Genomic DNA, 25,062 nt, shown 5'->3' on the forward strand with positions numbered 1-25,062 from the left:
AATACTATCGCGCAATGCGGCCGGCTCCAGCGAGCCGCATTGCGCGGAGCCCCTCGGCTGTCCCGGCAGTCTCCTGGCAAGACCGCGGGGGGCTGAAGTCTCTTCAGTCATAAGCGCAGCGGAACCCCACATAGACCGCGTAGAATGAGGCGGGTTTCCACTGCATGCCCTCGGCCTGTGTGGCGCTTGGCCCGTACCACCAGCTGCCGCCCGCCGTCAGCGCGTCCTCGCCGCGCCGGTCGGCGAGCCATTCCCAGGCATTCCCGCCCATGTCGTAAAGCCCGTTGACGCCGCGCCTGGTGCTGCCAGCCGCCACATGCCCTGTCCGGTTGTTGTTCATTCCCTCCGGCGCGTCACCCACCGGGTAAACGTAGCTGCGCCCGGTCTCGAACCCGTCGGTCGGGCTCGGGCGCTGTTCGGTATAGGCCGCGCGGCTCCATTCCTCGCGCGTCGGCAACCGTCCGCCGGCATCTGCGCAGAAGGCGTCCGCCTCCTCCCAGCTCACATGCACCGCGGGCTCGCTGTCGTCTGCAGCGCGCCCGAAGGGTGTGCGGAAGGTCCAGCCCGGCCGCCGCTCCCATCCAGCGCCCCATTCGAAACCTCCGCCCTCGCGCTCGGCCATGGTTTCAAGCCCTGCGCGTTGGGCAAAATCCTTGAAGGCGCCGACCGTGACCTCGGTCCGGTCGATCGCAAAACCGTCGAGCCGCGCCTGTTCCGCGTCCGAGTTCGCGGCACTAGCGCACCCCAGTGCAGTGGCCATCGCCGCCGCGCCGCAAGCCATCCGATAAAGGCCAGTCTTCATAACGCGCATCCCCCTGCTGACAATCCTGCCTTGCAAGCCTCACACGCGCCCTTCCGTCCGTCCGCGCGTGCGCCACACCCGGCCATATAGACCGCCGCCTGAGAATGACGAGAGCCCGCTGCAACGGGTTAAGCCGGACCGACCTGATCCCGCGCCTTCCGCCCGCCCGGTCGCGGTCAAACTGCCCGGCGCGGATACCTTGCCCAAGTATCTGACCCAGTTGACGAGGCAGGCTGCCCGGCGAGCGGCCGTTGGCGCCCGGCAAGTCGAAATCCGCCCATTCCTTGAGCCAAATCAACACGGCTGCAGAGCGGTTGTGCTAGTTTTTCGAGATTGAGGAGGACCTGACCATGTACAAGAACATCCTTGTTGCCACCGCACTCGACCACGCCCATGACATCGCCGCGGCCTTCGATATCGCCCGCGCGCTCGCCGCCGGGGGCGCGTCGCTGACGGCGCTGCACGTGCTTGAGGACATCCCAGCCTATGCGGCGCAATATGTCCCCGCAGAGCAGGCCGGCACACGGCATGCGGAGGCCGAGGCACGCCTGAAGGCGGAACTCGGAGGCGTGGCCAACGTCAAGCCGGTGGTCGTCAGCGGCCACCCGGGCTCGACCATCGTCGATTACGCCGACGATCACGACATCGACTGCATCATCATCGCCTCCCACCGCCCCGGCCTGCAGGACTACTTCCTCGGCTCCACCGCCGGTCGCGTCGTCCGCCACGCCAAATGCGCGGTGCATGTGATCAGGTGAGGGGGTGGGGGCGGTTTTGCACTCCCATTGCGGTCGTTTGTCGTTTTGGATCGATTGTGCAGAAGCCGCCACTCGGCTCTTTTCGAAAAGTTCTGTTAAGCGGCGAACCAGAGTTCGCTTTGCCGCCCATAAATGACTTCCGTGCAGAGGCCGTTTTCAAATTTTGATGCAACATAACCGCAATGAGCACAGCCAGCTCAGTGACATGATCAAGTGCACTCTTTAAGCGGATTGGATGTACCGTACAGCGTGATCTGCGTTTTGCTGCTGCTGGTCCGCGATCAACTGCCTTGCGTCCTCCCCGCTCATCGGCCGGCCAAACAGGTATCCCTGAATCAGGTCGGGCTGTAGTTCCTCGAGAACGGCCATTTCGTGGTCGGTCTCGACGCCCTCCAGCACACACCGCAGGTTAAGCTTGGAGCACAATCCATTGATGGCCGCCACAATTTCACGCGAAGTGATGCTGTGAGGAACCTTGCGGATGAAACTCCTGTCAATCTTGACCTTGTCTAGCGGCAGCTGATCGAGATACTCGAAACTTGAGTAGCCAGAACCAAAATCATCAAGTGCGATTTTGCAGCCGCTGCTCCTCAGCCGGCTGAGAACGGCGCTGGAGGTTGCCAGATCAGACATGACCGCTGTTTCGGTTATTTCGAACTCCAGACGGGCCGGCGAGAGCTCCGCCTTCATGATCTCTCCGAGGAGAGACAGGACGAAGGTCTGATCCGAGATGTCGCGCGCCGAAAGGTTGAAAGACAGGCCGATGTCGTCGGGCCATCTCTTCAGCTCCGCCAGTCCCTTTCGGAACAGAATTCCAGTTATCTTCTGAATGAAACCGGAGCGTTCGGCCACACGAATGAACTGGTCAGGGCGGACAAGCCCGAGCTTTGGATTTTCCCAGCGGGCAAGTGCTTCAAAGCTCAGGACACGCTTCTGGCTCGGTGAGTATTGCGGTTGAAAAACGAGAAACAGTTCTTCTTCAAGGTTGCCTTCACGCAATTCCCGCTCGATCGCGATTGCGTTTTTCATTTCCTCACTGTCGGCCGCTTCAAAAAGGATACACTGTCCGCGGAAATGAGTTTTGGCCTTGTACAGCGCGAAATCGGCCTGTTCATAAAGTTGCGTGCTGTGGGTTCCCATGTCCGGAAAATGCGATAAACCCGCCGAAGCCCCTACCGTGAGTTCCTGGTTGTCGATCACGTAGGGGGAAGTGATCGATTCTATCCCGTTGCTGACGAGTTTCTTGACCTGCTGTTCGGTGAGGTTTCCGGGAAGAATGGCAGCGAATTCGTCACCGCCGATCCGGCCGATCATTACCCCTTCCGAGACCTGTTCCATCACCCGGTCTACGGCTGCACAGAGCAGGCGGTCGCCCATCGAATGGCCATACACATCGTTGATCGCCTTGAACCCGTCGAGGTCGAATATTCCAAGCCAGAACGGCTTGCCACGCTCAATCAAAGCGTCGATCTTCTCGAAGATAGCCCGCCTGTTGGGAATCCCCGTTAGTGTGTCGGAGTCTGCAAGGGATTGTGCCTTGGCCGTCATTTCATCGGCAAGTAATCGTGCGTCGATCTGACGAATGATCGCATGCCTGAGTAGCCCGGTCATGCTGATTGAGGCAAAGGCAGTTGCAACGATAATGGATAGATATTCGGCATAAAGGTCGCTGGGGAGCGATGTGGAAAACCAGTAAAGCGTTGCCAATGACAGTGGAACGCTGATCATGACTGTGCGCGCAGTTGCACCCGTTATCGCAAAGATGAATGCCAATAAAACGAAATAGATGTAGCGAGTCTGTACGTCGTAGACGAGAAGGTAACTCAAAAGGTTGAGGTACATGAAAAGATGCATTGCCAGGCTATGAACTTCGAGCCTGGCCAGAGACATCGTCCGATTGCTCGTCAAATGCTTGTGAAACATATAGAAGCTGAGAGCGGTCGTCATGCTGATGAAAGAGAACATGATCAGCAGAATTCCGGTCTGCGTTTGCCAGTGTTCCCATGTGACGAACAGATAATATGCGCAGGCGGGTATCAGAATGGGTCGCAGAACAAGCGAGTATGAGTCCACCATTGCCTGCTGTCTTACCGGATCCTCCAGTTTCGTCAGATAATTGGCAATGGTATCGAGTCTCATGAAAATATTTCTCGTATCTCCGTCTGCTTCGCTCGACAATTCCTTCGATGTCAACGCAAACACATATTCAGTTTCTTGCGATTTGGATTCCGTGAGGCGAGGCTTGGCCTTGTTTTACGTGGAAACATCATCGTCTCTGTATATTAGTGCGCCTTAAATTTGGGTTGCGGTAATTCTTCGATTTGAATGAGGTGTGACGATTGATTTCACCCGTGCAGACTCTATGCAGGACAGAACCCGTCGTATCTGACTGAACATCTGTTCGCGGACTCATCCCAAGCGTTCAACCCAGAAAATCCCTCCGTCTTTTTCCCCACCCTCTCTCGCCATGCGATCATCACTCCACCTTCCGTCGGAACGGATGATCGCGGACCACGGAGCTGCGGTTGGCGGGAGGCGGTGAGGTCTGGCGGGCGCGGCCGTATCGCGCGCTAGGCGCTTGCGGGAAAATCATCCCGGCCAGCACCGGTGCCCGTCAGCCTCAAGCGGAGCTGACATCAGGGTGATCATGCGAAGGCCGGAACCGGAAGGCCCGGCTCTGCCGGCCCCGGCGGCGTTTCAGGTGTGTGTGCGTGCCCGGCGGGCTGGCCGGGCGCCATAGGCACCGCCCGCTTTGAGACGCCGGCCTGACAAGTCCCAGAGGTGATGCCGCACGGCTTGCCGCGCGCGCATGCGGGGAGAGGGCGGGTTCGGTTCACGCGCCGAACAGGACGAAACCGCCCGGGGCTCAAGATGATCCGCTGCAGGAGGAGAAGCCCGCCCGTGCCCGGAAGGCGCGGGAGATCCGTCACCGGCGGGGCGCGGGAGACTGTGCCAAGCCCTTTCTTCACCACCACCACGGGCCGGTTGCCCGTGCCCCGCACACCGGTTTTGACGCCGGAGCCTGGAACTGCCCCATCCCGCCGGCGAGATTTTCGCGCGCGGTTTTTTGCCGTGGCTGGAAACCGGTCCGGATTTGGGGGCAAGTGCCGAGCCGCGCTGCCGGCGGCCGGGTCGGGGCTGGCTTCAGGGCAAGTTCAACGAAGGCGGGGGCCGGTTGCGATTCCGGACAGGCGGGAGATCAACACGTCCGGGTAGTTTCGGGGGGGCGTTTTACCGGAGGTAACCTAACGTCCATCCACTTCAGGGGTTGCCTCCGGGCCGCCATTCAGGTCGGCGATCAACGCTTCCATCTCGGCGATTTCCAGCCGTTGCGTGTCGATGATATCGTCAGCCAGCTCGCGCACCCGCGGGTCTTCGAGATTGGCTCGCGAACTGGTCAGGATGGCGATCGAGTGATGCGGGATCATCGCCTTCATCCAGGCCTCGTCGCCCACCGTGTCCTGGCTTCTCACCAGGTAGAGCGAGACCGCAAACACCAGCGCCGCGGCCACGAAGATCGCCGCATTGAGCCGGGTGTTCCTGTACATACCGAGCATGAAGCTCAGCATCACCGCGGCCATGGCAGCACCCATGTAGAGCGCCATCCACATCCGCGTCTGGCTGAACCAGGCATGGTCGGCCGCAAAGGTGTTGAGATACATCAGTCCGAACATCACCAGCGTCGATGTGGCGATCATGGCTGCGAAGCGGATGTAGGACGTGGACATGCTTTCTACCCCCGTGGTCTGCGACAGGACTCTGTCGGACAACGCAGGGGCGGGCGGATTGTTCCGGCCTTGCTGGCGCGGGCTGTGGACGCCCCGGGGGAAAGCTCCGGAACCCGCCTCAGGCGGCCTTGGCCACGTGGTATTCCTTGATCGCCACCATGTCGATCATCTTCCAGCGCTCGGCCTCGTAGTTGAGTGAGAACTGGTCGGAGGCCAGGAACACCGGGTCGCCGTCGAGATCGCGGGCAATGTCGCCGCGGTGGCTGGTGACGAACCGTTCGAGGTCGGCCTTGTCGTCCGCCGAGATCCAGCGGCAGATCGAGAACCGCGCCATCTCGAAACTCACCGGAAGCCCGTATTCGGCGTGCAGCCGCTCCTTCAGCACGTCGAGCTGCAGCGCGCCGACCACGCCGACGATCGCCGGCGAACCGTCCTCGGGCGAGAACAGCTGCACCACGCCTTCCTCGGCCATTTGCTGCAGCGCTTCCTTGAGCTTTTTCGCCTTCATCGCATCCTCGAGCCTGACCCGGCGGAGAATTTCCGGCGCGAAGTTCGGCACGCCCTGGAACACCAGCGCCTCGCCCTCGGTCAGCGTGTCACCGATCCGCAAGGTTCCGTGGTTGGGAATGCCGACCACGTCACCGGCATAGGCCGTGTCGGCGATCTGGCGCTGCGAGGCGAAGAAGAACTGCGGCGCCGACAGGCTCATCGGCTTGCCGGTGCGCGCCAGCCGCGCCTTCATGCCGCGTTCCAGCTTGCCCGAGCAGACCCGCACGAAGGCGATCCGGTCGCGGTGGTTTGGGTCCATGTTGGCCTGGATCTTGAACACGAAGGCGGTCATCTTCGGGTCGGTGGCCTCCACCGTCCGCGTGTCCGCCACCTGAGCCCGCGGCTGCGGCGCGAATGCGCCGAGTGCGTCGATCAGGTCGCGCACCCCGAAATTCCGCAGCGCCGAGCCGAAATAGACCGGCGTCAGGTGGCCTTCGCGAAACGCTTCGAGGTCGAACGGCTTGCACGCCTCCGCCGCAAGCGAGGTCTCCTCGATGAAGGTCTCGCGTTCATTCTCCGGCAACAGCCCCGCCACCTTGTCCGATTCCGGCCCGTTCACCGGGGTCAGCGCGGTTTCCTTGTCCGACAGCCGGATCGCCGACTTGGCGAGGTGATAGGTGCCCGAAAAGCTCTTGCCCTGTCCGATCGGCCAGGTCATCGGCGCGCAGTCGAGCGCCAGCTTCTGCTCCACCTCGTCGAGAATCTCGAACGGATTGCGCGCCTCTCGGTCCATCTTGTTGACGAAGGTAATGATCGGAATGTCTCTGAGCCGGCAGACCTCGAACAGCTTCAAAGTTCGCGGCTCGATGCCCTTGGCCGCGTCGATCACCATCACGGCTGCGTCCACCGCCGTCAGCGTCCGGTAGGTGTCGTCGGCAAAGTCCTCATGGCCCGGCGTGTCGAGCAGGTTGAAGACATGATTGTCATACTCGAACGTCATCACCGAGGTGACCACCGAGATGCCGCGCTCACGCTCGATCTTCATCCAGTCCGAGCGGGTCTGGATCCGGTCCTTCTTGGCCTTGACCTCGCCTGCCAGCTGGATCGCGCCGCCGAACAGCAGAAGCTTTTCGGTCAGCGTGGTCTTGCCGGCGTCCGGGTGAGAGATGATGGCGAAGGTGCGGCGGCGGCCGACTTCCTCTGCGAGTGGTTCGGGCATTGGCGGCGGATTCCTGTTGATTGCGCTGCCTTCTACCGTCTTGCCGCCCGCCATGCAATTGACCTCGGCCCGCCAAGAGTAAAAGCTTGTCCCATGATCCAGCCTGCCCACCTGTCCCCGTCCGCCGCTGATGCTACACCGGTGCTGCTTGTGCGCCGCCTCCCGCATGGCGAGGGACTGGAGCTTCCCGCCTATGAGACGACCGGCTCCGCCGGGATGGACCTGCGCGCCGCCGTCGCCGACGATGCTCCTCTGGAAATCGCGCCGGGGGCCCGTGCCGCCGTTCCCACCGGGCTGGCCATGGAAATCCCGCACGGCTTCGAGGGCCAGGTTCGTCCGCGCTCTGGCCTGGCGCTGAAGTCCGGCATCACCTGCCTGAACACGCCCGGCACCATCGACAGCGATTATCGCGGCGAGGTCATGGTGATCCTTGCAAATCTCGGCACCGAAACCTTCACCGTCACCCGCGGCATGCGCATCGCCCAGCTGGTGATCGCCCCCGTGGTCCAGGCGCGGATCGTCATCCAGGACAGTCTGAGCGAAACCTCCCGAGGCGACGGCGGTTTCGGCTCCACGGGAACGGCATGAGCGGCCTGCTCACCGTCATTGACATGCACACCGGCGGCGAACCGCTGAGGATTGTCACCTCCGGCTATCCCGAGCTGCCCAGGGGCACGATCCTCGAAAAGCGCGCCTATGTCCGCGATCATCTCGACCATCTCAGAAAGATTCTGATGTTCGAGCCGCGCGGCCATGCGGACATGTATGGCGCGCTGCTGGTCGAACCGGATCTGCCCGGCGCCGACCTGGCGGTGCTGTTCATGCACAATGAGGGCTATTCCACCATGTGCGGCCACGCCATCATTGCGCTTGGTCGCTATGCGGTGGACAAGGGCCTGGTCGAGGCCCAAGGCGACCGCGCCACGGTCAACATCGAGTGCCCTTGTGGCATGGTGCGCGCCGAAGTGGTTATCCGCGATGGCAAGGCTGCCGATGTCAGCTTCGAGAGCGTGCCGTCGTTCCTGTTCGCCCGGGATCAGGAGCTCACGCTCGAAAACCGCGGCCTCGAAAACCACGGCAAGATCAGCTTCGACATCGCCTATGGCGGCGCCTTCTATGCTCTGGCCGACGCCCGCCAGTTCGGGCTCGAATTCGGCCGCGATCCGGTTTCGGCCTTTGTCGAGGCGGCCGACCAGTTGACCAGGGCCGTTCAGGCCACCACCCGGCTCAGCCATCCCGATGCCGAGGACCTGGCATTCCTCTATGGCTCGATCCTGACTGACGGGCGCGACGCCTTTTCCGATCAGCCCACCCGAAATGTCTGCGTCTTTGCCGAAAGGCAGGTCGACCGGTCGCCCACCGGCTCCGGCGTTACCGCCCGGCTGGCGGCGATGCATGCCCGCGGCCAGATCGCGCCGGGTCAGGCACGGACATTTGAAAGCATTATCGGCAGCCGTTTTTCGGGATCGGTCGCTTCGGTAACGACTTGCGGGCCGCATTCGGCCATCACCGCGCTCGTCTCCGGACGCGCATTTTATGCGGGCAGGGCGGAGTTCACCGTCGAGCAGGATGATCCGCTGGCGGCGGGGTTCCTTGTCCGTTGAGTGGCTTTGCGGGCCTGCTGGTGCCCAGATAGATCGACCCGATGATGATCGCCAGCGCGATCAGCCGCTGTGTGGTCAAGGCCTCGCCAAGCAGCAGAAAACCCAGCCACGCCCCGCCAACGGGAACAGCGAAATTGACCTGCGACATCCGCGTCGCCCCCAGCCGTGGCACCAGGTGAAAGTAAATCAGGTTGGCGCAGGCCGTCGAAAACAGCCCGAGATAGAGCACTGCGCCCAGCGATGTGACGCCGAAGTCCATCTGACCAAGCTGAGCGCCCGAAAGCGCCAGTACGCATCCCATGATCAGGCTGGCAAAGAGCATTGATCCGGCCGCCATCTCCAGGGGCGGGCGTGTGACTGCCCGGCGGATATAGACCGTGGAGGCGGCATAGCAGGCGGTGGCTGCGAGGATCGCCAGTTGTCCGCCGAGCTGTGCACCCAGCCCCGCAAGTGCTGCCGGCCCGACAAGCACGGCGACGCCCGATAACCCGCCTATGATGCCGACTGACGTGCGCAGCGTCAGCCGCTCCTGCGGGATCAGCCATGCGGCAAGCAGCAGGGTCATCACCGGCGATGCGCCCATCAGGATCGAGGCGAGCGCGCTGTCGACCGATTGCTCGCCATGGGTGATCAGCAGAAACGGCGCAGCGCTGCCCAGCAGCCCGGTCACCCCATAGGAGAACCATACCGCCGGATCCCGTGAAAGAGCCAGCCCGCGCCAACGCATGACCGTGTAGATGATGACGCTTCCCACCAGCAATCGTCCGAAAACGAGGACCGCCGGTTCGAGCGTTGCAACGCCGATCTTGATCACAGCGTATGACGAGCTCCACATCGCGGCCAGAGCCAGCCAGAGCACGATGTCGATGAAAGATGCCTTGCCCATTCCAGCTGTTCCTGTAGCCTGCTACGTTATCAGTAGCAGTACACCGCTACGAATATAGTAGCAAGACGCGTGGCGCTTGGCGTGAGCTGCGCATCAAGGGGAGGCAGCGATGACCAGCGATGGCAAGCCGGTTGCCAGATTGGGAGAGCCGGTTCGCGGCTCACGGAGCGGACAGCCGATCATGGTGCTGTTTGATCTGCTGAGCCGGCGTTGGGCCATGGGCATTCTGTGGAACCTGGCCGAAGGCCCTCGAACCTTCCGCCACCTGCAGGCGCGCTGCGGCTCGGCGTCGCCCAGTGTCCTCAACACCCGTCTCAAGGAGTTGCGCAGTGTCGGCCTGATCGAGAACACCGGTGAGGGCTATGCACTGACGGCAACGGGCCGGGAACTGTTCAGCCATCTGGAACCGCTGGGCGATTGGGCCATGCACTGGGTGCCCACGTTGCACCCGGACGCGGGCGGAGAATGAACCGTTCCTGGATGCTCGCGGCCAGGATCATGCCGTCTGAGCCGAAAAGCGGAATACCATTCCGCGATGAGCTTCAGAACGAGAACAAATTTGCGCGTCGATCAGCGCCTCGTCGATGGTGATGGCTGGCGCGAGGTCAGGGCCTGACCTACACTCGCGCCAACCAGAAGGAGCATTTTCATGTCCGCTTACTCGAGTGAAACGCCTGGCCGTGGCCGCATTTACAATTCCATCATCGACACCATTGGCAACACGCCGATCGTGCGGCTCGGCAAGCTTGCGAACGCCGATGGCGTCAAGGCCGATCTTCTTGCCAAGCTCGAGTTCTTCAACCCGATCGCTTCGGTCAAGGACCGCATCGGCGTCGCCATGGTCGAGAGCTTGGAAGCGCAAGGAAAGATCGAGGCAGGCAAGACCACGCTGGTCGAGCCGACCTCGGGCAACACCGGCATCGCGCTGGCCTTCGCGGCCGCTGCCAAGGGCTACAGGCTGATCCTGACCATGCCGGAAACCATGTCGGTCGAACGCCGCAAGATGCTGGCGTTGCTCGGTGCCGAACTGGTGCTGACCGAGGGGCCGAAAGGCATGAAGGGCGCCATCGCCCGGGCCGAGGAATTGCTGAACGAAATTCCGGATTCGGTGATGCCGCAGCAGTTCGAGAACCCTGCAAACCCGGAAATCCACCGCACCACCACCGCCGAGGAGATCTGGAACGATACCGGCGGCGCCATTGATATCCTGGTCTCCGGCATCGGCACCGGTGGCACCATCACTGGCGTCGGCCAGGTGCTGAAGGCGAAAAAGCCTGGTGTTCAGGTCGTCGCCGTCGAGCCGGCAGACTCACCGGTGCTCTCGGGCGGCAATCCCGGTCCGCACAAGATCCAGGGCATCGGAGCCGGCTTCGCGCCGGGCGTGCTCGATACCGGCATCTATGACGAGATCGCCAAGGTCACCAATGACGAGGCCTTCGACATGGCCCGCCGGGTGGCGAAACTCGAAGGCCTTCCGGTCGGAATTTCCTCCGGAGCGGCGCTGGCAGCGGCGGTGCGCGTTGGCCAGCGTCCGGAAAATGCCGGCAAGCAGATCGTTGTCATCATCCCCTCCTTCGCCGAGCGCTATCTGTCGACGGCGCTGTTCGACGGTCTGGGCGGCTGAGGCGGAGCGTTACCAGACCGCGGAGAAAGCGGAAAAGTTACTCACCGCTGGATACTCTCAACTCTATTGAGCGCGGGATTCCAGGATGACTGGGCAAACGGCTCGGCTATGGAACCGCCGATCTCCAATCCGTTGTTAGCATATGCATCGGAAACTGCCTTGGCTTCGTCTGAATAGTAAGCTGCTAATTCAGGTACCTGTTCGATGTTCCACACCAACACAGTTGCGTCGCGGTTATCCGCATTGGCAAGCTGTGAAAATTCGAAGTCGCTTAGGTTGGAAAACAAGCCGAGTTTTTCGCGTGGGACGTTGAAATTTTCCAGCATTGCGTCGTGCAAAAAGTCCAGGTACTCGGCTGCTTGTTCGGATTCGGCCAGAACAACCGTCCCATCTATCACATCAAGAACCCGCCCCCCAGTTGACTCCAAGGTCCGACGCATGGCGATCAATTTGGTCGCAGCGATCCCACGCACTTGCACACTTTTTCCCTCAATAGCGCTATCTCCTAAGTCGCATGGCACAGGTGGAGTCCGCTTGGGGTCCACATTCCAACGGTTGGGGCCGAAAGCCCGGACTGCCGCCCACATTAGGTTGGCCTTCGCATTGCCGATTCCGTCAAGCCGCAGCCCGCGCCAAAATGCTTTGTGCGTATCAGCGAAGTCGCGTGTCTTGGCGCAACAATAGTAATCATGGATAATTGCGGCCCGAATATAGTTGCCCGAAAATGGGCCACCGATGATGCTCCATGCGTATTGTGGAATGGATGCCCCATCAACAACTTCGCCTGAAGGCGCCGTCCACTTGAGGCTATTGGGATCAATGTAAGTCAGTGGGCTGTTAAGTCTGAAAAGTGGTCTTTCTCCGCCCCGAATAAAAACACCGTTCGGCTCCCCGTCAAATTCTCCGAAGTAATCCTGAGAATTTGCATTAAATGTAGCAAGAGCGATGATCGTTAATGAAAGAAATTGTTTTATCATCTAGGATGTGCCGATATTTGAATGATTGATTAGAATAAGCTTTAGATTTAATAGATGTCAATTATTGCGATCAAGCTCACGCCGCCGCCGACACCCGTTCCGCCCCGATCCGGTAGGAGATCGCCTCGGCGAGGTGGATGCGGCCGACAGTCTCGGCGCCGTCGAGATCGGCGAGCGTTCGCGCCACCTTGAGAATGCGGTGATAGGCGCGGGCCGAAAACCGCATCTTCTCGGCCGCATCGCTGAGCAGTGCCTGTCCGGCCTGGTCAGGTTTCGCCACCTGTTCGACAAGCGAAGTCGAGCATTGGGAGTTGGTGCGAATGTCGGGGCGTCCGAGGCCTCGGAAGCGGTCCTGCTGCATGGCCCGCGCCCGCGCGACCCGGAGAGCCACATCGGCGCTTTTTTCTGCCGCTTCCGGCCTGATCAGGTCCTGCGCGGTAACAGCAGGCACATCGATGCGGATATCGATCCGGTCCATCAGCGGGCCAGAGATCCGGCCCTGGTAATCGGTCTGGCAGCGCGGTCCGCGCGAGCAGCTGTGCCCCGGTTCCCCGGCCATACCGCAGCGGCAGGGGTTCATCGCCGCGATCAGCTGGATGTTGGCCGGGTAACTGACCCGGTGATTGGCCCGTGCAATCACGCTTTCACCGTTCTCCAGCGGCTGCCTGAGTGAATCGAGCACCTGCGGCGTGAATTCGGGGAACTCGTCGAGAAACAGGATGCCGTTGTGCGCCAGCGACACCTCGCCCGGCCGGGCCCGCAAACCGCCGCCGACCATTGCCGCCATCGAGGCTGAATGATGTGGCGCCCGGAACGGTCGCCGGTCGGACAGTTTGCCGCCCGCCAGTTGCCCGGCAATGGAGTGGATCATCGAGACTTCCAGCAGTTCCGCCGCCGACAGCGGCGGCAGGATCGAGGGCAGCCGCGCCGCCAGCATCGACTTGCCGGACCCGGGAGGCCCGACCATGATCAGGTTGTGACCGCCGGCTGCAGCCACCTCGAGCGCCCGCTTGGCGGTTTCCTGGCCCTTGATGTCCGACAGGTCCGGAAGGTTGGCGGGTGCTGCCCGCATGGCCGGTACCGGGCGGCCCAGCACCTGGGTGCCGCGGAAATGGTTGGCAATGGCGATCAGCGAGCGCGGCGCCAGGATGTCGATCTCCTCGCCGGCCCAGGCCGCTTCCGGCCCGCTTGCCGCCGGGCAGATCAGTCCCTTGCCGAGCGCGTTCGCCCCGATGGCGGCCGGCAGCGCGCCGGCGACGCTGGCGATGGTGCCGTCAAGCGAGAGTTCGCCCAGCACCACGTAACCGTCCAGCGCATCGCCGGGAATAGCCCCGAGGGCGGCCATCAGCCCAAGCGCGATCGGCAGGTCGAAATGGCTGCCCTCCTTGGGCAGGTCCGCCGGCGCCAGGTTGACGGTCACCTTCTTGGCCGGCAGCGACAGCCCGGAGGCATGCAGGGCGGCCTGGACCCGCTCGCGGCTCTCGGCCACGGCCTTGTCCGGCAACCCGACGATATGCATGTTCACCTTGCCCGGCGCGATCATAACCTGAACGTCGACCGGCACCGCTTCGATACCCTGAAATGAAACCGTGCTGACCCGCGCAACCATGTGTGCCTGCCCCTTCATGTTGCCTGTCCACCTGCGCCGGGCATGATCGAATACCCGTTATACGCGATCTGGATTCCATTGAAACACGGCATGCGGACTAAAACAAGAACAATATGGCAACAAATACACCATTAAGGAGAAATGGGTTGTGCCGGGTTGCAGGGCCGGAACGCCCGATTGCCAGAACTTGATCAGAATCCACCGATTCCATCGGTCTGCGGCCTGGGCGATGCAATCGAGCATCGCTCCTGGCAGATTTCCTGCACCGGTTGCTGCTCTGGAACCTGGTTATGCCGGTCCAGGAAGCGCAGTCTCAACCTGAGCAATACGCAGCCTGAAAAATTCAATGAGAAAACCTGCGATCTGCACATGATTGTTGCCCGCGTGGGGTACAAAATCAGCGGAAACTGAATTACGTGGTGAGCTTCGTTCCGGGCTGGCCCCGGAAATTTGGGCAGTCGACCGGAAAGCATCTCGCGGTCATTCCGGCACGGAGCAGTAGAATGGCCTTTCTCAAGGATGGCGAAAACCTGTTCGTCATCGACCTGACCTACATCACCGCGCTTGAAACCATCGACCCGCTGGTCGCCCCGCACATGGCCTTCATCGAGCGCAATTATGCCGCAGGCCTGTTCCTGGCCTCGGGCGCCAAGGTGCCCCGCACCGGCGGTGTCATCATCGCCCGCGGCCGGTCTGTCGCCGATATCGAGGACCTGATCACCGCCGACCCGTTTCACATGGCCGGTGTCGCCCGCTACAAGATCACCGAATTCATTCCCGGCAATGTCGCCGCGGCGCTGAAGTAGCCGGGCCGCTGATCGGCACCGATGTGCGAGGTCGAAATCTGCCGGCCGAACCGCATCCCTCTGGTGTGCAGACCCTCAGGCCGGACCGTGACAGGTTTCATGTCGCGGACCTTGCACCGCCCTGTTGCGTGTCTTGCATCCCGGCAAAGTCGGAAATCCGGCTGTCGCGCTCGGCTGGCAGGAACTGCCGGCCTTCGCTGCGCTCCAGTTCGAGCTCGCTGGCGGCCTTGAGCATCGCCTCGCGCAATTCGCATTCCATCGTCCACGCCGTCAGCGGCTCTTCCGCGGTGGCGTAGAACCCGACCAGCATGCCGGTGGCGTCGTGGTCAACGACGAGCACGCGCGCACCGTCCTTGTCGATGACCTTGTCATTGTCCCGGACAAAGCTTGCGAAGCGCTCGCGCAGGCTGTCGATATCGGCGCTGTGGTGCAGCCGGAGCCGGACAACCTTGGTCATGGTCGGGTCGCGCTTGGTCCAGTTTTCGAATGGCTCCGAGACGAAGTAGGTCACCGGAACGATCAGCCGCCGGCTGTCCCAGGTTTTCAAGAGAACATAGGTGAAGTTGATCTTCTCGACGTAGCACCAGCGGTTCTCGAAGAACAGCGAATCGCCGATCGCCGCCGTCTTGGAGATGGCGATCTGCAAGCTGGCCATAATGTTGCTGAGTGCCGAGCGGGCAGCGAAAGCCAGGATCAGGGTCACGACCCCGGCCGAGCCGATCAGGGCGACGCCGGTCGTGGCAAACAGGTTGATCTGGGTCAGCAGCACACCGGCGGCCAGCATGATGGCCAGCACGATCCCGATCCGGCGAAACGCCGAAAGATTGGTCTGGAACGCCCGCATCTCGCGGTTCTCGGGTTTCTCGAGTTCGGAGATGTCCTTGGTCAGGGTGCGTTCAAGGATCATGTCGATGGTCTGCACAAAGACCGTCAGCGCGCCGCCAAACAGGATCATCAGCAGCAGTGGGGCGAAAAATGTATCGATAGTGGCTGAGAACACGAAAAGGCGCCCCTGCATCGCGTAGCCGGTTACCGCACCGGTCAGCACCCCGAATGACAAGGCGAGCCGGCTGAGCAAGCGTCCCCAGAAACCCGGCCGCAGCTGGCTGCCGGCATTTCGCAGCATCCTGTAGACAAGCCACCCCGCCAGCCCCGCGGACATCAGCAGCAGCGGCAGGGCAAGCAGCTGCCAGGCGGCGAGACCTGACACTATCTCTTTTTGCGCCCAGGCCGGCATCGACCGCTCGAGCCAGCTCTCGCCATAGGCCTGGTGCAGCGCCGGAATGGTCTCGACAGACCGGGCCGCAAACACCCAGACCGGTTGGCCGTCTGCCGGTTTGACACGCTCCAGACGGAGAGGCACCGGGCGGTCGTCGAGCTCGATCAGCGCGAGCCGCAGCGACCGGCGGGGGCTGCCGGCCAGGAGGTCCTTCGGGCTGGCGGTAATGTCGAGACCATCGGGACGGTCGGGGAGGCCTTCCCAATTGATCCAGACCTTGCGTTCGAGGATCTTCTCGAGCTGGCGTGCCAGTTGTGGTCCGGCGCTGGGCTGGTCCGCCACCGCGATCGAGCTCAGGTCAAGCAGATGCGCGGCCCTGGCGTAGTCTCCGTCCTTTGCAAGATCCAGAAAGCTCTCGAGCGCGGCTTGCGGGGTGCTGCGGTTTATCCGTGGTTCTCCGGCGAGGCCGGGGTTCAGAGCCTCGACTTCGAAGTAGACATCTCCCGGTGCGGATTGCTGGGCGGCCGCACTGCCGGCGAGCCCGGCAAGCCAGCCAAGAGCAAGGGCAGTCATCAGTGTCATCAACCGCGGCATCGTCTCCCCCTGTGCGTTGCACTCAGGGTTTGAACGCCTGTGGCCGTGGTTGGTTCAATGGCCGCCGCAGGAAGCGTGGATCAGGAGTGCGCGCGTTTGGATTCCACCGCATCCCAGAACAGGGCCGCCACATCCGGTCCGCCGAAATTCCTGATTTCGCGGATGCCGGTCGGCGAAGTGACGTTGATCTCGGTCATCTTGTCGCCGATGATGTCGATGCCGACCAGGATGAAGCCGCGCGCCTTCAGCGACGGCCCGATGCGGGCGCAGATCTCCTTTTCGCGGCTCGTCAGTTCGCTGTGCTCGGCGCGGCCGCCGACATGCATGTTGGAGCGGGAATCGTGCTCGGCCGGCACCCGGTTGATCGCCCCCGCCGGCTCGCCGTCGATCAGGATGATGCGCTTGTCGCCGGCCCTGACATCGGACAGGTATTCCTGTGCGATGAACGGCTCGCGGTACATCTGCGCAAACATTTCAAGAAGCGAGGACATGTTGCGGTCGTCCGGCTTGACGTGAAACACGCCGGCGCCGCCATTGCCGTAGAGCGGCTTGAGGATCATGTCGCCGACTTCCGCGCGGAAGGCGTTGATCGTCGCCGGATCCCGGGAAATCAGCGTCTTCGGCATCAGGTCGGGGAACTCGGTGACGAAGATCTTCTCGGGCGAATTGCGCACCCAGGCCGGATCATTGACCACCAGCGTCTTCGGATGCACCCGCTCCAGAAGATGCGTCGAGGTGATGTAGGACATGTCGAACGGCGGATCCTGGCGAAGCAGCACCACGTCCATGCTCGAAAGATCAATCTTCTCCTGCGGCCCGAGCTCGAAATGGTCGCCCTCGACATCGCGCAGGATCATCGGCTCGGCGATCGCCTGGACGACGCCGTCGCGCATCGACAGCTGGTCCGGCGTGTAGTGAAACAGCTTGTAGCCGCGCGCCTGCGCCTCCAATGACATGGCGAAGGTGGAATCGCCGCCGATCTTGATAGAGCTCACATGGTCCATCTGGACCGCGACATTCTTGATCTTGCTCATGGGTAGTGTGTCTCCGCCAAGTCTCAGGCTCTCACATAGGCGCTGAGGGGGGAGGATTGCAACGGGGAGGGACGTATTGGGAGAGAGTGGCAGCTGTCCTTTCCGAAATTTTTTTGCCACCAGCAGAAAAGTCTAGGGAACCTTTTGCGGATCGGCACGTTGAGTTCCGCCGGAAAATTGCAGGTGTGATGATGACGACCGCGGGAACCCGCCTGCGGCCGTCAATTCGGCTGCCGCCGCACGTTGCGTCGGGTGGGCTGTGCAAAGGATCCCCAATGGTCACAAAAGCGATTGCCGCTTCGGCGCGGGCCGCAATAATCTTTATCGTTGCAACTCTGCTGATCTATTCCGCCATCATCGGTGCCTTTATCTATCAGGGGGTAAACGAACAGCAGGATCGCGCGGAAGCCACCGCATCGGCGGCTGCCAAGGCGGTCAGGGTCAATACGGCATGGATTGTGGAGGTCGCAGCACAGGCGCTCAGGCGAATGGATTCGGCTCTGGGCCGGGACGTCCAGCCCAACCAGACCACCACCCTGACCGGCCTCCGGGATGCTCTCGAAGGGCTTCCCGCCACCGCCAAGGCCTACATTGTCGCCGCCGGGGGACAGACCCTTTACACCACGGATCCGAACTTTGTGGACATCGACATTCGCGACCGGGAGTATTTTGCACAGCCCGCGGCAGGAAAGCATTTCTTCACCTCGTCGCTTCTCATGAGTCGGCTCGACGGCAGCGAGATCTTTACCTTCAGCCGACGCCTGGAGCGCCAGGGCGTGTTCATTGGCGTCGCCATCATTTCCTTTGACGGAGTTCTGCTCGAGAGCCTGCTGGAGTCCCTCGATCTGGGGCCCGGATCAACCATAAGCATTCTGCGTTCCGACGGCATGCTGGTTGCCCGCTACCCGCCGGCCGAAGGCCCCGTCGACCTTAGCCGGCACACGCTGTTCACGCATATGCTTCCCAGCTCGGACGTCGGTGTCTACACCGCCAGGTCCCCGGTTGACGGAGTGCAACGTGTGGTCAGTTACCAGTCGGTTCCGGGCACCGATCTCATCGCGCTGGCGTCAGTCTCAACCGCTGAAACGATGTGGCGGTTCTGGCGCCGGGTCTGGATCTTCCTGATTGTCGTCATCCCGACGACTCTCGCCCTGGCACTCTGTGCGATATGGATCATAAGGCTTCTGCAGAAGGACGGACGCCGCAATGATGAGCTGGAAAATGCGCTAGCGACCAACACCATGCTGTTTCGCGAGATCCATCACCGGGTGAAGAACAACATGCAGTCCATGCAGTCGCTGGTCCGGATGCAGAATCTTCCCGAAGCCATCAAGACGGACATCCAATTGCGCTTTGCAGCCATGTCGGCGGTGCATGAGCACATGTACAACCGGGATGCCTATGCTGCGCTCGATGCGCCGGCCTTCATCTCCTCGATCACCGAAAAGCTCTTCCAGGCCTATGGCACCTCCGCGCAGCTGGCCCTCGACATCGATCCGCTGCTGATCAGCCACGAGCGCGCCACACCACTGGCGCTGCTGATCAATGAGGTCGTCACCAACGCGCTCAAATATGCCGATCTGGAAAGAGCCGGAGCAACGGTATCCATCAGCCTCAAGGGAATGTCGGAGGATCTGGCGAGGCTGGTGATCACCGACAACGGTCCCGGGTTTGACCCGGCCACCATCAGCATGGGGATGGGAACGAAGATCATCAGGGGAATGGTGATGCAGCTTGGTGGGTCCCACATCTACACATTTGACAACGGAACAGTGTTCTCCGCAGAGATCCATATCGGTTTCAGGCCCGCCGCCTGACCGCTCACCGCCCTCCGAGCACCCGGGCCAACCGGTCTATGGCGCGGCGGACCTCGGGCAGATGGCGATCGTCCTGGTGGGTGACGATCCAGCGTTCATGCGCCAGTTCCGCGATGGTGCTGCCTGCCCGATCAAGCCCAGTCTGCCGGTCGCCGATGAAGGTGGGCAGCAGGGCAATGCCCTTGCCGGCAAGCGCGAGGTCGAGGCTGTTGCGCGGCGCGGTGACCTCGCAGACCGCATCGGTGCCGGTCATCCTGTCGAGCCAGCGCGCCGAGGGTGTGTCGGCCATAACCTTGATCCAGCGATCTGGCGCACCTGCTCTGGCATAAGGTGCGAATTCCACGCGCGACAGGCTCTGCCCGGCAAGGCCCGGATCCGTCGGGCGCGCATTGCGGATGCCGATGGCGATCTCGCGGCGGGTTATGTTCAGCGAAGTTTCGGCGGAAACAAAGCGGAGCCGGAGATCGGCCGGGGTTCCGGTGATCCTGTCAAGATTGTCGAGCAGGAGCAGCGTGGTCCAGGAGCCGGCGGAAATCTTCACCAGCCGCCTCTCGCCGCTGCCGGGTCTGACCGCAAGCCTGGTGATGCGAGCCTCGATCTCGGTCAGTTCCACAAGCAGGTCACGGCCTTCGCCGGTCAGTTCGTAACCGCGCTCGTGCCGGACAAACAGCTCGCGCCCCATCGAGCGCTCGAGTGAGAGCATCCGCCGCCCCAGCGTCGCGGCGCTGCGGCCCGTCACCCGCGCCGCAGCCGACAGCCCGCCCTCCCGTGCAACCGAGAGAAAAAGATGAAGGTCCTCCCACCTGGCAGTCGTTTCATTCATGAAATGAACCTTTCAATTCGTTTCATTTCGAAAGTGCCAGCCAGCCACTACTCTGGGCTCTCGTCAAGACTGGCCCGTTAAGAAACCCTTCAAGGGCCCAAGCCGGGGAGCAGGTAGATGCGTATCGACAATTCAGGAAAGGGAGCTGGCTCACGGCCCTTCCCGCAGGCCGGCAAGACCAGGGCCGAGCGTCAGGAGGATGCCTTCATGGAACTGCATGGCGGACGCGGAGCGCAGCTGATCTACCGGATTGTCTGCCTGATCGATGCGGCCGCCGGTTGGGTCATCTTGCTCGTGCGTGGCAGCAGCGGCGCAAGCCGTGTTACTGAAGCTGAGCATGACGGTCCGGTCATGAAAGATCGCGGCAAAAAGAAACCGTGCAGGCTGGCTTCCGCGACCACGCCCCTTAAAAAGCATCCTTGAGATGCACAGGCCACTTCCACGGGCTGACCACGATGATGTCATGCCGCCAGGACAGGCTTGCGGAAGCCGGCTGCCGACCGATGAACAACTCGCCCGCAGCCTGAATCCGCCGTTGCGCGGAATAGCTCACAGCATCCACTCCCGAGGCCAGATCCCGCCGCGCCTTGACCTCGATGAAGGCGATGAGATCACGCTTGCGCGCCACGATGTCGATTTCCCCCAGCGGCGTGCGGTAGCGCAGGGCGACGATGCGGTAACCCTTGAGCATCAGTGCCATCGCCGCAAACCATTCCGCGCGGCGGCCCTTGCGCTCGGAGCGCCGTTTCCTGTCGAGCCTGTCGCCCGCGCTCACGCCTCGCCTTCCGGTGAAATGGCTTTCAGGGCGAGCAATCGGGCATAGAGATCCTTGCGGTTGAGGCCGGTGAGCCTGGCCGCTTCCGTCGCAGCCTTGCCGGCGGGCAGATCGGCTGCAAGCTTGGCCAGTAGGAGGTCGACATCGCCCTCCGAAGGAGCCGGCGTCGAGCCGGGGCCGATCACCAGCACGATCTCGCCGCGCACGCTCTCGTCCTCGTAACGTGCGGCAAGCTCGCCCAGCGTGCCGCGCCGGATTTCCTCGTAAGCCTTGGTCAGCTCCCGGCATACGGCAGCCGGGCGATCTGCGCCCAGAACCGCGGCGGCTGACTTCAGGCAGGCGGCGATGCGGTTCGGGCTTTCGAAGAACATCAACGTCGCCTCGGTTGCAGCAAACGATGCCAGACGATCGCGCCGCGCCTTGTCTTTCGACGGCAGGAAGCCCGCGAACAGGAAGGTGTCGCTGGGCAGGCCCGAAGCGACAAGGGCTGCCATCGGCGCCGAGGCTCCGGGAACCGGGATCACCGGGATATCGGCCTCGATCGCGGTCTGCGAGAGCCGGTAGCCGGGATCCGAGACAAGCGGCGTTCCGGCATCGGAGATCAGCGCCACGCTTTTCCCGGCTTCGAGCGCTTCCATCAGCTTCGGCCCGGCGCGCTCGGCATTGTGCTCGTGATAGGCGTGGGGACGGGTGGCGATGCCGAAGCGGTCGAGCAGCACCCGGCTGACGCGGGTATCCTCGCAGGCGATGATGTCGGCGCCCGAAAGCGTCTCCAGCCCGCGGATGGTCATGTCGCCGAGATTGCCGATCGGGGTGGAAACCAGATAGAGCCCCGGCTCGAGCGGCCGTGCGGCGATCTCGTGCGCACCGATGCGAAACGACCGTGCCCGCCGGTCGGCTTCCATTGTGCCCTTGTTGCCGGCGTCAGCCGAAGCTGTTGATTTTCCGCGCGTCATCTGTGCCCCGTAACCCGGCCTGGTCTGTCACCCCGGCGGGCCATGTTTCAGTCTCAAGGGCGGGTGTAGCAGAGTTTTTGAACCGGGTGTGAGAGGCAACCGCCCGGAATTTTGGCGGTTGCCCCCGCCTTCGAGCTTGCTGGACACTGCTGCTGACAGCTTTTGACCGCTGGCCCTTCTAGAAGCGGGTGCCAATACGGGGAGCCTTCATGCGTGCATCACTGAGAGAAAAGGCGATCGCCGTCTGCGAGACGAAGATCGCGCGGAATGGCGAAGGCGTCGGGCTGTCCTTCTATGCCTTCTTTGCCAACAGGAATGACGATCCGGAACTGCTGATGGAAGCGGCGACATGGTGGATCAGCACTCACCGGCTCGATCACTTTGAAAAGGCTGCCAGGATCCGGCGCATGCTGCTTGATCAGCTGTGAGGCCGGTGGGAAAAGGTCTCAGTTGAACTGGCTGATCAATCCGACTGCAGACAGGAGTGCGAGCAGCATCAGGCAGGCGGTCTTGTAGATTGGCTCATAGGCCGGCCGGAACAGCAGGATTCCAGCCCACACCCCGAGCAGCGCCACCGGAGCCATCAATGCGCCGCGCCAGATTGCCTGCATGGTCATCAGGTCGTAGGCGATGAGCCAGATCAGCGAGGTGAACATGCTGATCGCCAGGAACATGACCAGCGACGCGCGCATCTGTCTGGGCGGCGCTTCGCTGGCCAGCACGTAGAGAGCGATCACCATGCCACCGACAGATGCAAGCCCGGTTGCGATCCCGGCGGCAAGACCGCTGGCATACAGACCCTTTGTGGTGCTCAGGAAAGCAGGCCTCAGGCGGAAGAACTGCGCCGCCGTCAAGGCCAGGATGAGGCACAGCGCCAGTTTTCTGGAAAGCTCGATGTCCATGCTTGTGGTGGCCAGCAGCCCAATCGGAATACCGATGGCCGAACAGATCACCAGCCCGCGGACAATTCTCATGTCGGCATGCGCCATCCCGCCCCGGAACATCGCCAGGCTCGCCGCCCCCTCAAGCAGGTAGCAGACCGGTATCAGTTCAACCGGTGGAATCCGGGTCGCAGCGGAGGCCATCACGATGGCCGACAATCCGAAGCCGGCGAAGCCACGGATGAGACCCGCAAGGAACACTGCCGCCAGAACAATAGCCAGATCGGCCCCGGCAAGCCCGGTATACTGCGTCATCATGGTGAGCATATGAACAGCGGCCTCCTCGTCTGCGCGACCGGAGCTGGCAGTCTGCCGCCGGTTTTCCTTGGCTTGTCTGTCTTTCCGGTCCTGGCGCCGCGGCATCAACCCCGCAAGTCCGGGATACTCAAATTTAATATACTTTATGTATTTCCATCGTGAGCGTTTCTTTCCGGCAATCCACGACGGCACTCAAAAGTGATGAAAACTGCAGTTTCTCGGTTGCGACGTCTGTTGGTGGTGCCTGCCGACAATGCAGATCTGCTGAAGGCCCAGTTTGAGGTTTTTTCCAAACAGGTGCCCCTGATGTATGCGATCGTGCTGATCAATGCATGGGCGCTTGCCATCACCTTTGCGCAACGGGCGCCCGATTGGCTGACGATCTGGATTCCGGCCTTCATTTCAGTGGTGTGCTGTGTCCGAGTCGCGAGCTGGTGGCGCTCCGTCTCCGCCGTGCCCGATGCCAAAACCGCGCACAAGGCGCTGACCCGAACCAATCAGTTCAGCTTCATCCTCACTGCTGCTCTCGTTGCATGGTCGTTGTCGCTCTATCCCTATGGCGATGCCTACATGCGCGGCAATATCGCTTTCTTCGTCGGCATCACCGGCCTGGGTGTGATCATCTGTCTGCAGCAATTGCCCTCGGCGGCGTTCATTGTCGCGGCCGTGATCAACATTTCGTTCGTGACCTATTTCAGCCTTGCCGGGATCGCCTCCTTCTTGGGCATGGCTGTGAACCTGGTGCTGGTGTCAGTCGCCCTGCTGCTGGTCGTCACGGTGCAGTACCGGCATTTCTCCGCAGCGGTGACAGCCCGAGCCAAGCTGGAAACTGCAAACCACGAAAATGAACGGCTTGCCAACCTGGACAGCCTGACCGGACTGTCCAACCGCCGCCAGTTCTTCGCACGGCTTGAACAGGACTTCTCAAACGCGAAAGGCCGGCGGCTGGCTGTCGGTCTCATCGATCTCGATGGCTTCAAGCCCGTCAATGATCTCTATGGTCATACCGCCGGTGACAGCCTGCTTTACGAGGTTGGCCAGCGTTTGTTGGCGTTTGTCGGCGACAGTGGTCATGTCGCAAGGCTGGGTGGTGACGAGTTCGCCTTCATTGTCGACGATTGTCCCGACAACGAGGCCCTGATCGGCCTTGGTGAGGAGATCTGCGCAGCGCTGCGGACCCCGTTCGTGCTGAGCGACTCGACGGTCCTGATCTCCGGATCGATTGGCTTTTCCGTGTATCCCGAGCTCGCCGAAGACGTGCACCAGCTTTATGAGCGGGCCGATTACGCGCTCTACAAGGGCAAGGAATCAAACCGCGGTCATGCGCTTCTGTTCAGCAAGGAACATGTTGCCGCCATCGAGCAGAACCAGCAACTGGAGCAATTGCTCAGCAAGGCTGATCTTGATGCGGAGCTGACCGTCTTCTTCCAGCCCATCGTCAACATCCAAAGCGGCAGGACCGTTTCGTTCGAAGCCCTGGCGCGGTGGAACAGTCCGGTGCTCGGCAACGTCTCGCCTGCCGTGTTCATCCCTGTTGCCGAACGTATCGGGCTGATCAGCGAACTGACCTGCACATTGCTGAGAAAGGCCCTTGCTACGGCCATCACCTGGCCTGAGGAGGTGGGCCTGTCCTTCAACCTGTCCACGCACGACATCAGTTCATCCGACGATGTGGCGACCATTGTCGGCATCATCCTGTCAAGCGGCATGGATCCCAGGCGGCTTGATCTGGAGATCACCGAAACGGCGATGATGTATGATTTTGCCCAGGCCAAGGCCGCTATCGAGATCTTCAAGATCCTCGGCTGCGGGATGGCGCTGGACGACTTCGGCACCGGCTATTCGAGCCTCAGCCAGTTGCACGCGCTGCCGCTGACCAAGATCAAGATCGACCGCAGTTTCGTCTCCGGTCTGCACAAGAACCCGGCAAGCTACAAGATCGTCAAGTCCCTGCTTGCACTCAGCTCCGACATGGATCTGGACTGTGTCATCGAAGGCGTCGAGACCAGCGAGGAGCTCGAGGTGCTCAAGAAGCTCGGCGGGATTCTGGTTCAGGGTTACTATTACTCCGCCCCCGTCGCTGGGAGCGAGATCGGGAGATTTCTTCCCCGGCCCGAATTGGGCCGCAAGGCGGGTTGAGCCT

Annotated in this window: 24 protein-coding genes; 11 read left to right on the forward strand and 13 right to left on the reverse strand. The window is 61.8% G+C overall.

All coding sequences use genetic code 11. From position 1 onward, the window contains the following. Window positions 1–103: 103 nt before the first annotated feature. The gene (locus GTW23_RS13455) at window positions 104–802 is read right to left on the reverse strand and encodes a formylglycine-generating enzyme family protein (protein ID WP_252916133.1); all 699 of its coding nucleotides are present in this window, start codon (window positions 800–802) and stop codon (window positions 104–106) included. A gap of 350 nt (window positions 803–1,152) precedes the next feature. Here GTW23_RS13455 and GTW23_RS13460 point away from each other — a divergent pair, with 350 nt between their 5' ends. Beyond that, a complete protein-coding gene (locus GTW23_RS13460; RefSeq protein WP_252916134.1) occupies window positions 1,153–1,560 on the forward strand; it encodes a universal stress protein in 408 nt (135 codons plus the stop codon). A 222-nt stretch (window positions 1,561–1,782) separates the two neighbouring features. Here the strand turns inward: GTW23_RS13460 and GTW23_RS13465 are convergent, their stop codons facing one another. The 3 genes from GTW23_RS13465 to GTW23_RS13475 all read right to left on the reverse strand — a co-directional run bounded on the left by GTW23_RS13465 (window position 1,783) and on the right by GTW23_RS13475 (window position 6,996). After that, window positions 1,783–3,699: a putative bifunctional diguanylate cyclase/phosphodiesterase gene (locus GTW23_RS13465; protein WP_252916135.1), complete on the reverse strand. Its 1,917-nt coding sequence runs from the start codon at window positions 3,697–3,699 to the stop codon at window positions 1,783–1,785. Between the two features lie 1,106 nt (window positions 3,700–4,805). After that, the gene (locus tag GTW23_RS13470) at window positions 4,806–5,288 is read right to left on the reverse strand and encodes a DUF305 domain-containing protein (RefSeq protein WP_210385807.1); all 483 of its coding nucleotides are present in this window, start codon (window positions 5,286–5,288) and stop codon (window positions 4,806–4,808) included. 118 nt (window positions 5,289–5,406) lie between these two features. After that, a complete protein-coding gene (locus GTW23_RS13475) occupies window positions 5,407–6,996 on the reverse strand; it encodes a peptide chain release factor 3 (RefSeq protein ID WP_252916136.1) in 1,590 nt (529 codons plus the stop codon). Window positions 6,997–7,089: 93 nt separating this feature from the next. On the opposite strand from GTW23_RS13475, the gene dut reads away from it, so the two are divergent. Both dut and GTW23_RS13485 read left to right on the forward strand, forming a co-directional pair. Then, entirely contained in the window at window positions 7,090–7,584 is a 495-nt protein-coding gene (gene dut / locus GTW23_RS13480; RefSeq protein WP_252916137.1) for a dUTP diphosphatase, read from the forward strand. After that, window positions 7,581–8,600 (forward strand): proline racemase family protein, encoded by a 1,020-nt coding sequence (locus GTW23_RS13485; RefSeq protein ID WP_252916138.1) that lies wholly within the window; start codon window positions 7,581–7,583, stop codon window positions 8,598–8,600. Before dut ends, GTW23_RS13485 begins: the two co-directional genes overlap by 4 nt. On the opposite strand, the gene GTW23_RS13490 is transcribed toward GTW23_RS13485, so the two are convergent. Further along, on the reverse strand, window positions 8,551–9,486 hold the full coding sequence (locus GTW23_RS13490) for a DMT family transporter (protein WP_252916139.1): 936 nt from the start codon (window positions 9,484–9,486) through the stop codon (window positions 8,551–8,553). The genes GTW23_RS13485 and GTW23_RS13490 overlap by 50 nt on opposite strands. A 109-nt stretch (window positions 9,487–9,595) precedes the next feature. Between GTW23_RS13490 and GTW23_RS13495 the strand changes: the two genes are divergently transcribed. Further along, a complete protein-coding gene (locus tag GTW23_RS13495; RefSeq protein WP_252916140.1) occupies window positions 9,596–9,955 on the forward strand; it encodes a winged helix-turn-helix transcriptional regulator in 360 nt (119 codons plus the stop codon). Window positions 9,956–10,135: 180 nt separating this feature from the next. Further along, window positions 10,136–11,110, forward strand: a complete 975-nt coding sequence (gene cysK, locus GTW23_RS13500) for a cysteine synthase A (RefSeq protein ID WP_252916141.1) — start codon at window positions 10,136–10,138, stop codon at window positions 11,108–11,110. Window positions 11,111–11,151: 41 nt separating this feature from the next. On the opposite strand, the gene GTW23_RS13505 is transcribed toward cysK, so the two are convergent. Next, entirely contained in the window at window positions 11,152–12,087 is a 936-nt protein-coding gene (locus GTW23_RS13505) for a DUF1353 domain-containing protein (RefSeq protein WP_252916142.1), read from the reverse strand. Window positions 12,088–12,163: 76 nt separating this feature from the next. Next, window positions 12,164–13,696 carry a YifB family Mg chelatase-like AAA ATPase gene (locus GTW23_RS13510; RefSeq protein WP_252916323.1) on the reverse strand — a complete coding sequence of 511 codons (1,533 nt, stop codon included), beginning with the start codon at window positions 13,694–13,696 and terminating at the stop codon, window positions 12,164–12,166. Between the two features lie 177 nt (window positions 13,697–13,873). On the opposite strand from GTW23_RS13510, the gene GTW23_RS13515 reads away from it, so the two are divergent. Together GTW23_RS13515 and GTW23_RS13520 are read left to right on the forward strand one after the other, a co-directional pair. After that, window positions 13,874–14,107, forward strand: a complete 234-nt coding sequence (locus tag GTW23_RS13515) for a hypothetical protein (RefSeq protein ID WP_252916143.1) — start codon at window positions 13,874–13,876, stop codon at window positions 14,105–14,107. Window positions 14,108–14,199: 92 nt separating this feature from the next. Further along, window positions 14,200–14,502, forward strand: coding sequence for a YciI family protein (locus GTW23_RS13520; protein ID WP_252916144.1), 303 nt, complete (start codon window positions 14,200–14,202; stop codon window positions 14,500–14,502). Between the two features lie 97 nt (window positions 14,503–14,599). Here the strand turns inward: GTW23_RS13520 and GTW23_RS13525 are convergent, their stop codons facing one another. Both GTW23_RS13525 and gshB read right to left on the reverse strand, forming a co-directional pair. Next, window positions 14,600–16,303 (reverse strand): mechanosensitive ion channel family protein, encoded by a 1,704-nt coding sequence (locus tag GTW23_RS13525; RefSeq protein WP_252916145.1) that lies wholly within the window; start codon window positions 16,301–16,303, stop codon window positions 14,600–14,602. A 92-nt stretch (window positions 16,304–16,395) separates the two neighbouring features. Next, window positions 16,396–17,349, reverse strand: a complete 954-nt coding sequence (gene gshB, locus GTW23_RS13530; RefSeq protein ID WP_152010699.1) for a glutathione synthase — start codon at window positions 17,347–17,349, stop codon at window positions 16,396–16,398. 275 nt (window positions 17,350–17,624) lie between these two features. Between gshB and GTW23_RS13535 the strand changes: the two genes are divergently transcribed. Beyond that, on the forward strand, window positions 17,625–19,166 hold the full coding sequence (locus GTW23_RS13535) for a sensor histidine kinase (protein ID WP_252916146.1): 1,542 nt from the start codon (window positions 17,625–17,627) through the stop codon (window positions 19,164–19,166). Between the two features lie 4 nt (window positions 19,167–19,170). Here the strand turns inward: GTW23_RS13535 and GTW23_RS13540 are convergent, their stop codons facing one another. Further along, window positions 19,171–19,989, reverse strand: a complete 819-nt coding sequence (locus GTW23_RS13540) for a LysR family transcriptional regulator (protein ID WP_252916147.1) — start codon at window positions 19,987–19,989, stop codon at window positions 19,171–19,173. A 117-nt stretch (window positions 19,990–20,106) separates the two neighbouring features. Here GTW23_RS13540 and GTW23_RS13545 point away from each other — a divergent pair, with 117 nt between their 5' ends. Then, window positions 20,107–20,412: a hypothetical protein gene (locus GTW23_RS13545; RefSeq protein ID WP_152010696.1), complete on the forward strand. Its 306-nt coding sequence runs from the start codon at window positions 20,107–20,109 to the stop codon at window positions 20,410–20,412. Here the strand turns inward: GTW23_RS13545 and GTW23_RS13550 are convergent. Both GTW23_RS13550 and rsmI read right to left on the reverse strand, forming a co-directional pair. After that, on the reverse strand, window positions 20,396–20,764 hold the full coding sequence (locus tag GTW23_RS13550) for a YraN family protein (RefSeq protein ID WP_152010695.1): 369 nt from the start codon (window positions 20,762–20,764) through the stop codon (window positions 20,396–20,398). The genes GTW23_RS13545 and GTW23_RS13550 overlap by 17 nt on opposite strands. Continuing rightward, the gene (rsmI, locus tag GTW23_RS13555; RefSeq protein WP_252916324.1) at window positions 20,761–21,669 is read right to left on the reverse strand and encodes a 16S rRNA (cytidine(1402)-2'-O)-methyltransferase; all 909 of its coding nucleotides are present in this window, start codon (window positions 21,667–21,669) and stop codon (window positions 20,761–20,763) included. Before rsmI ends, GTW23_RS13550 begins: the two co-directional genes overlap by 4 nt. Before the next feature lie 260 nt (window positions 21,670–21,929). Here rsmI and GTW23_RS13560 point away from each other — a divergent pair, with 260 nt between their 5' ends. Continuing rightward, the gene (locus GTW23_RS13560) at window positions 21,930–22,148 is read left to right on the forward strand and encodes a DUF6500 family protein (RefSeq protein ID WP_252916148.1); all 219 of its coding nucleotides are present in this window, start codon (window positions 21,930–21,932) and stop codon (window positions 22,146–22,148) included. 18 nt (window positions 22,149–22,166) lie between these two features. Here GTW23_RS13560 and GTW23_RS13565 read toward each other — a convergent pair whose 3' ends face one another. Beyond that, window positions 22,167–22,928, reverse strand: a complete 762-nt coding sequence (locus GTW23_RS13565; RefSeq protein ID WP_252916149.1) for a sulfite exporter TauE/SafE family protein — start codon at window positions 22,926–22,928, stop codon at window positions 22,167–22,169. A gap of 192 nt (window positions 22,929–23,120) precedes the next feature. Between GTW23_RS13565 and GTW23_RS13570 the strand changes: the two genes are divergently transcribed. Then, window positions 23,121–25,058, forward strand: a complete 1,938-nt coding sequence (locus GTW23_RS13570) for a putative bifunctional diguanylate cyclase/phosphodiesterase (protein ID WP_252916150.1) — start codon at window positions 23,121–23,123, stop codon at window positions 25,056–25,058. Window positions 25,059–25,062 lie beyond the last annotated feature (4 nt).

It is taken from the genome of Parahoeflea alexandrii (assembly GCF_024105735.1).
Lineage (GTDB): Bacteria > Pseudomonadota > Alphaproteobacteria > Rhizobiales > Rhizobiaceae > Hoeflea > Hoeflea alexandrii.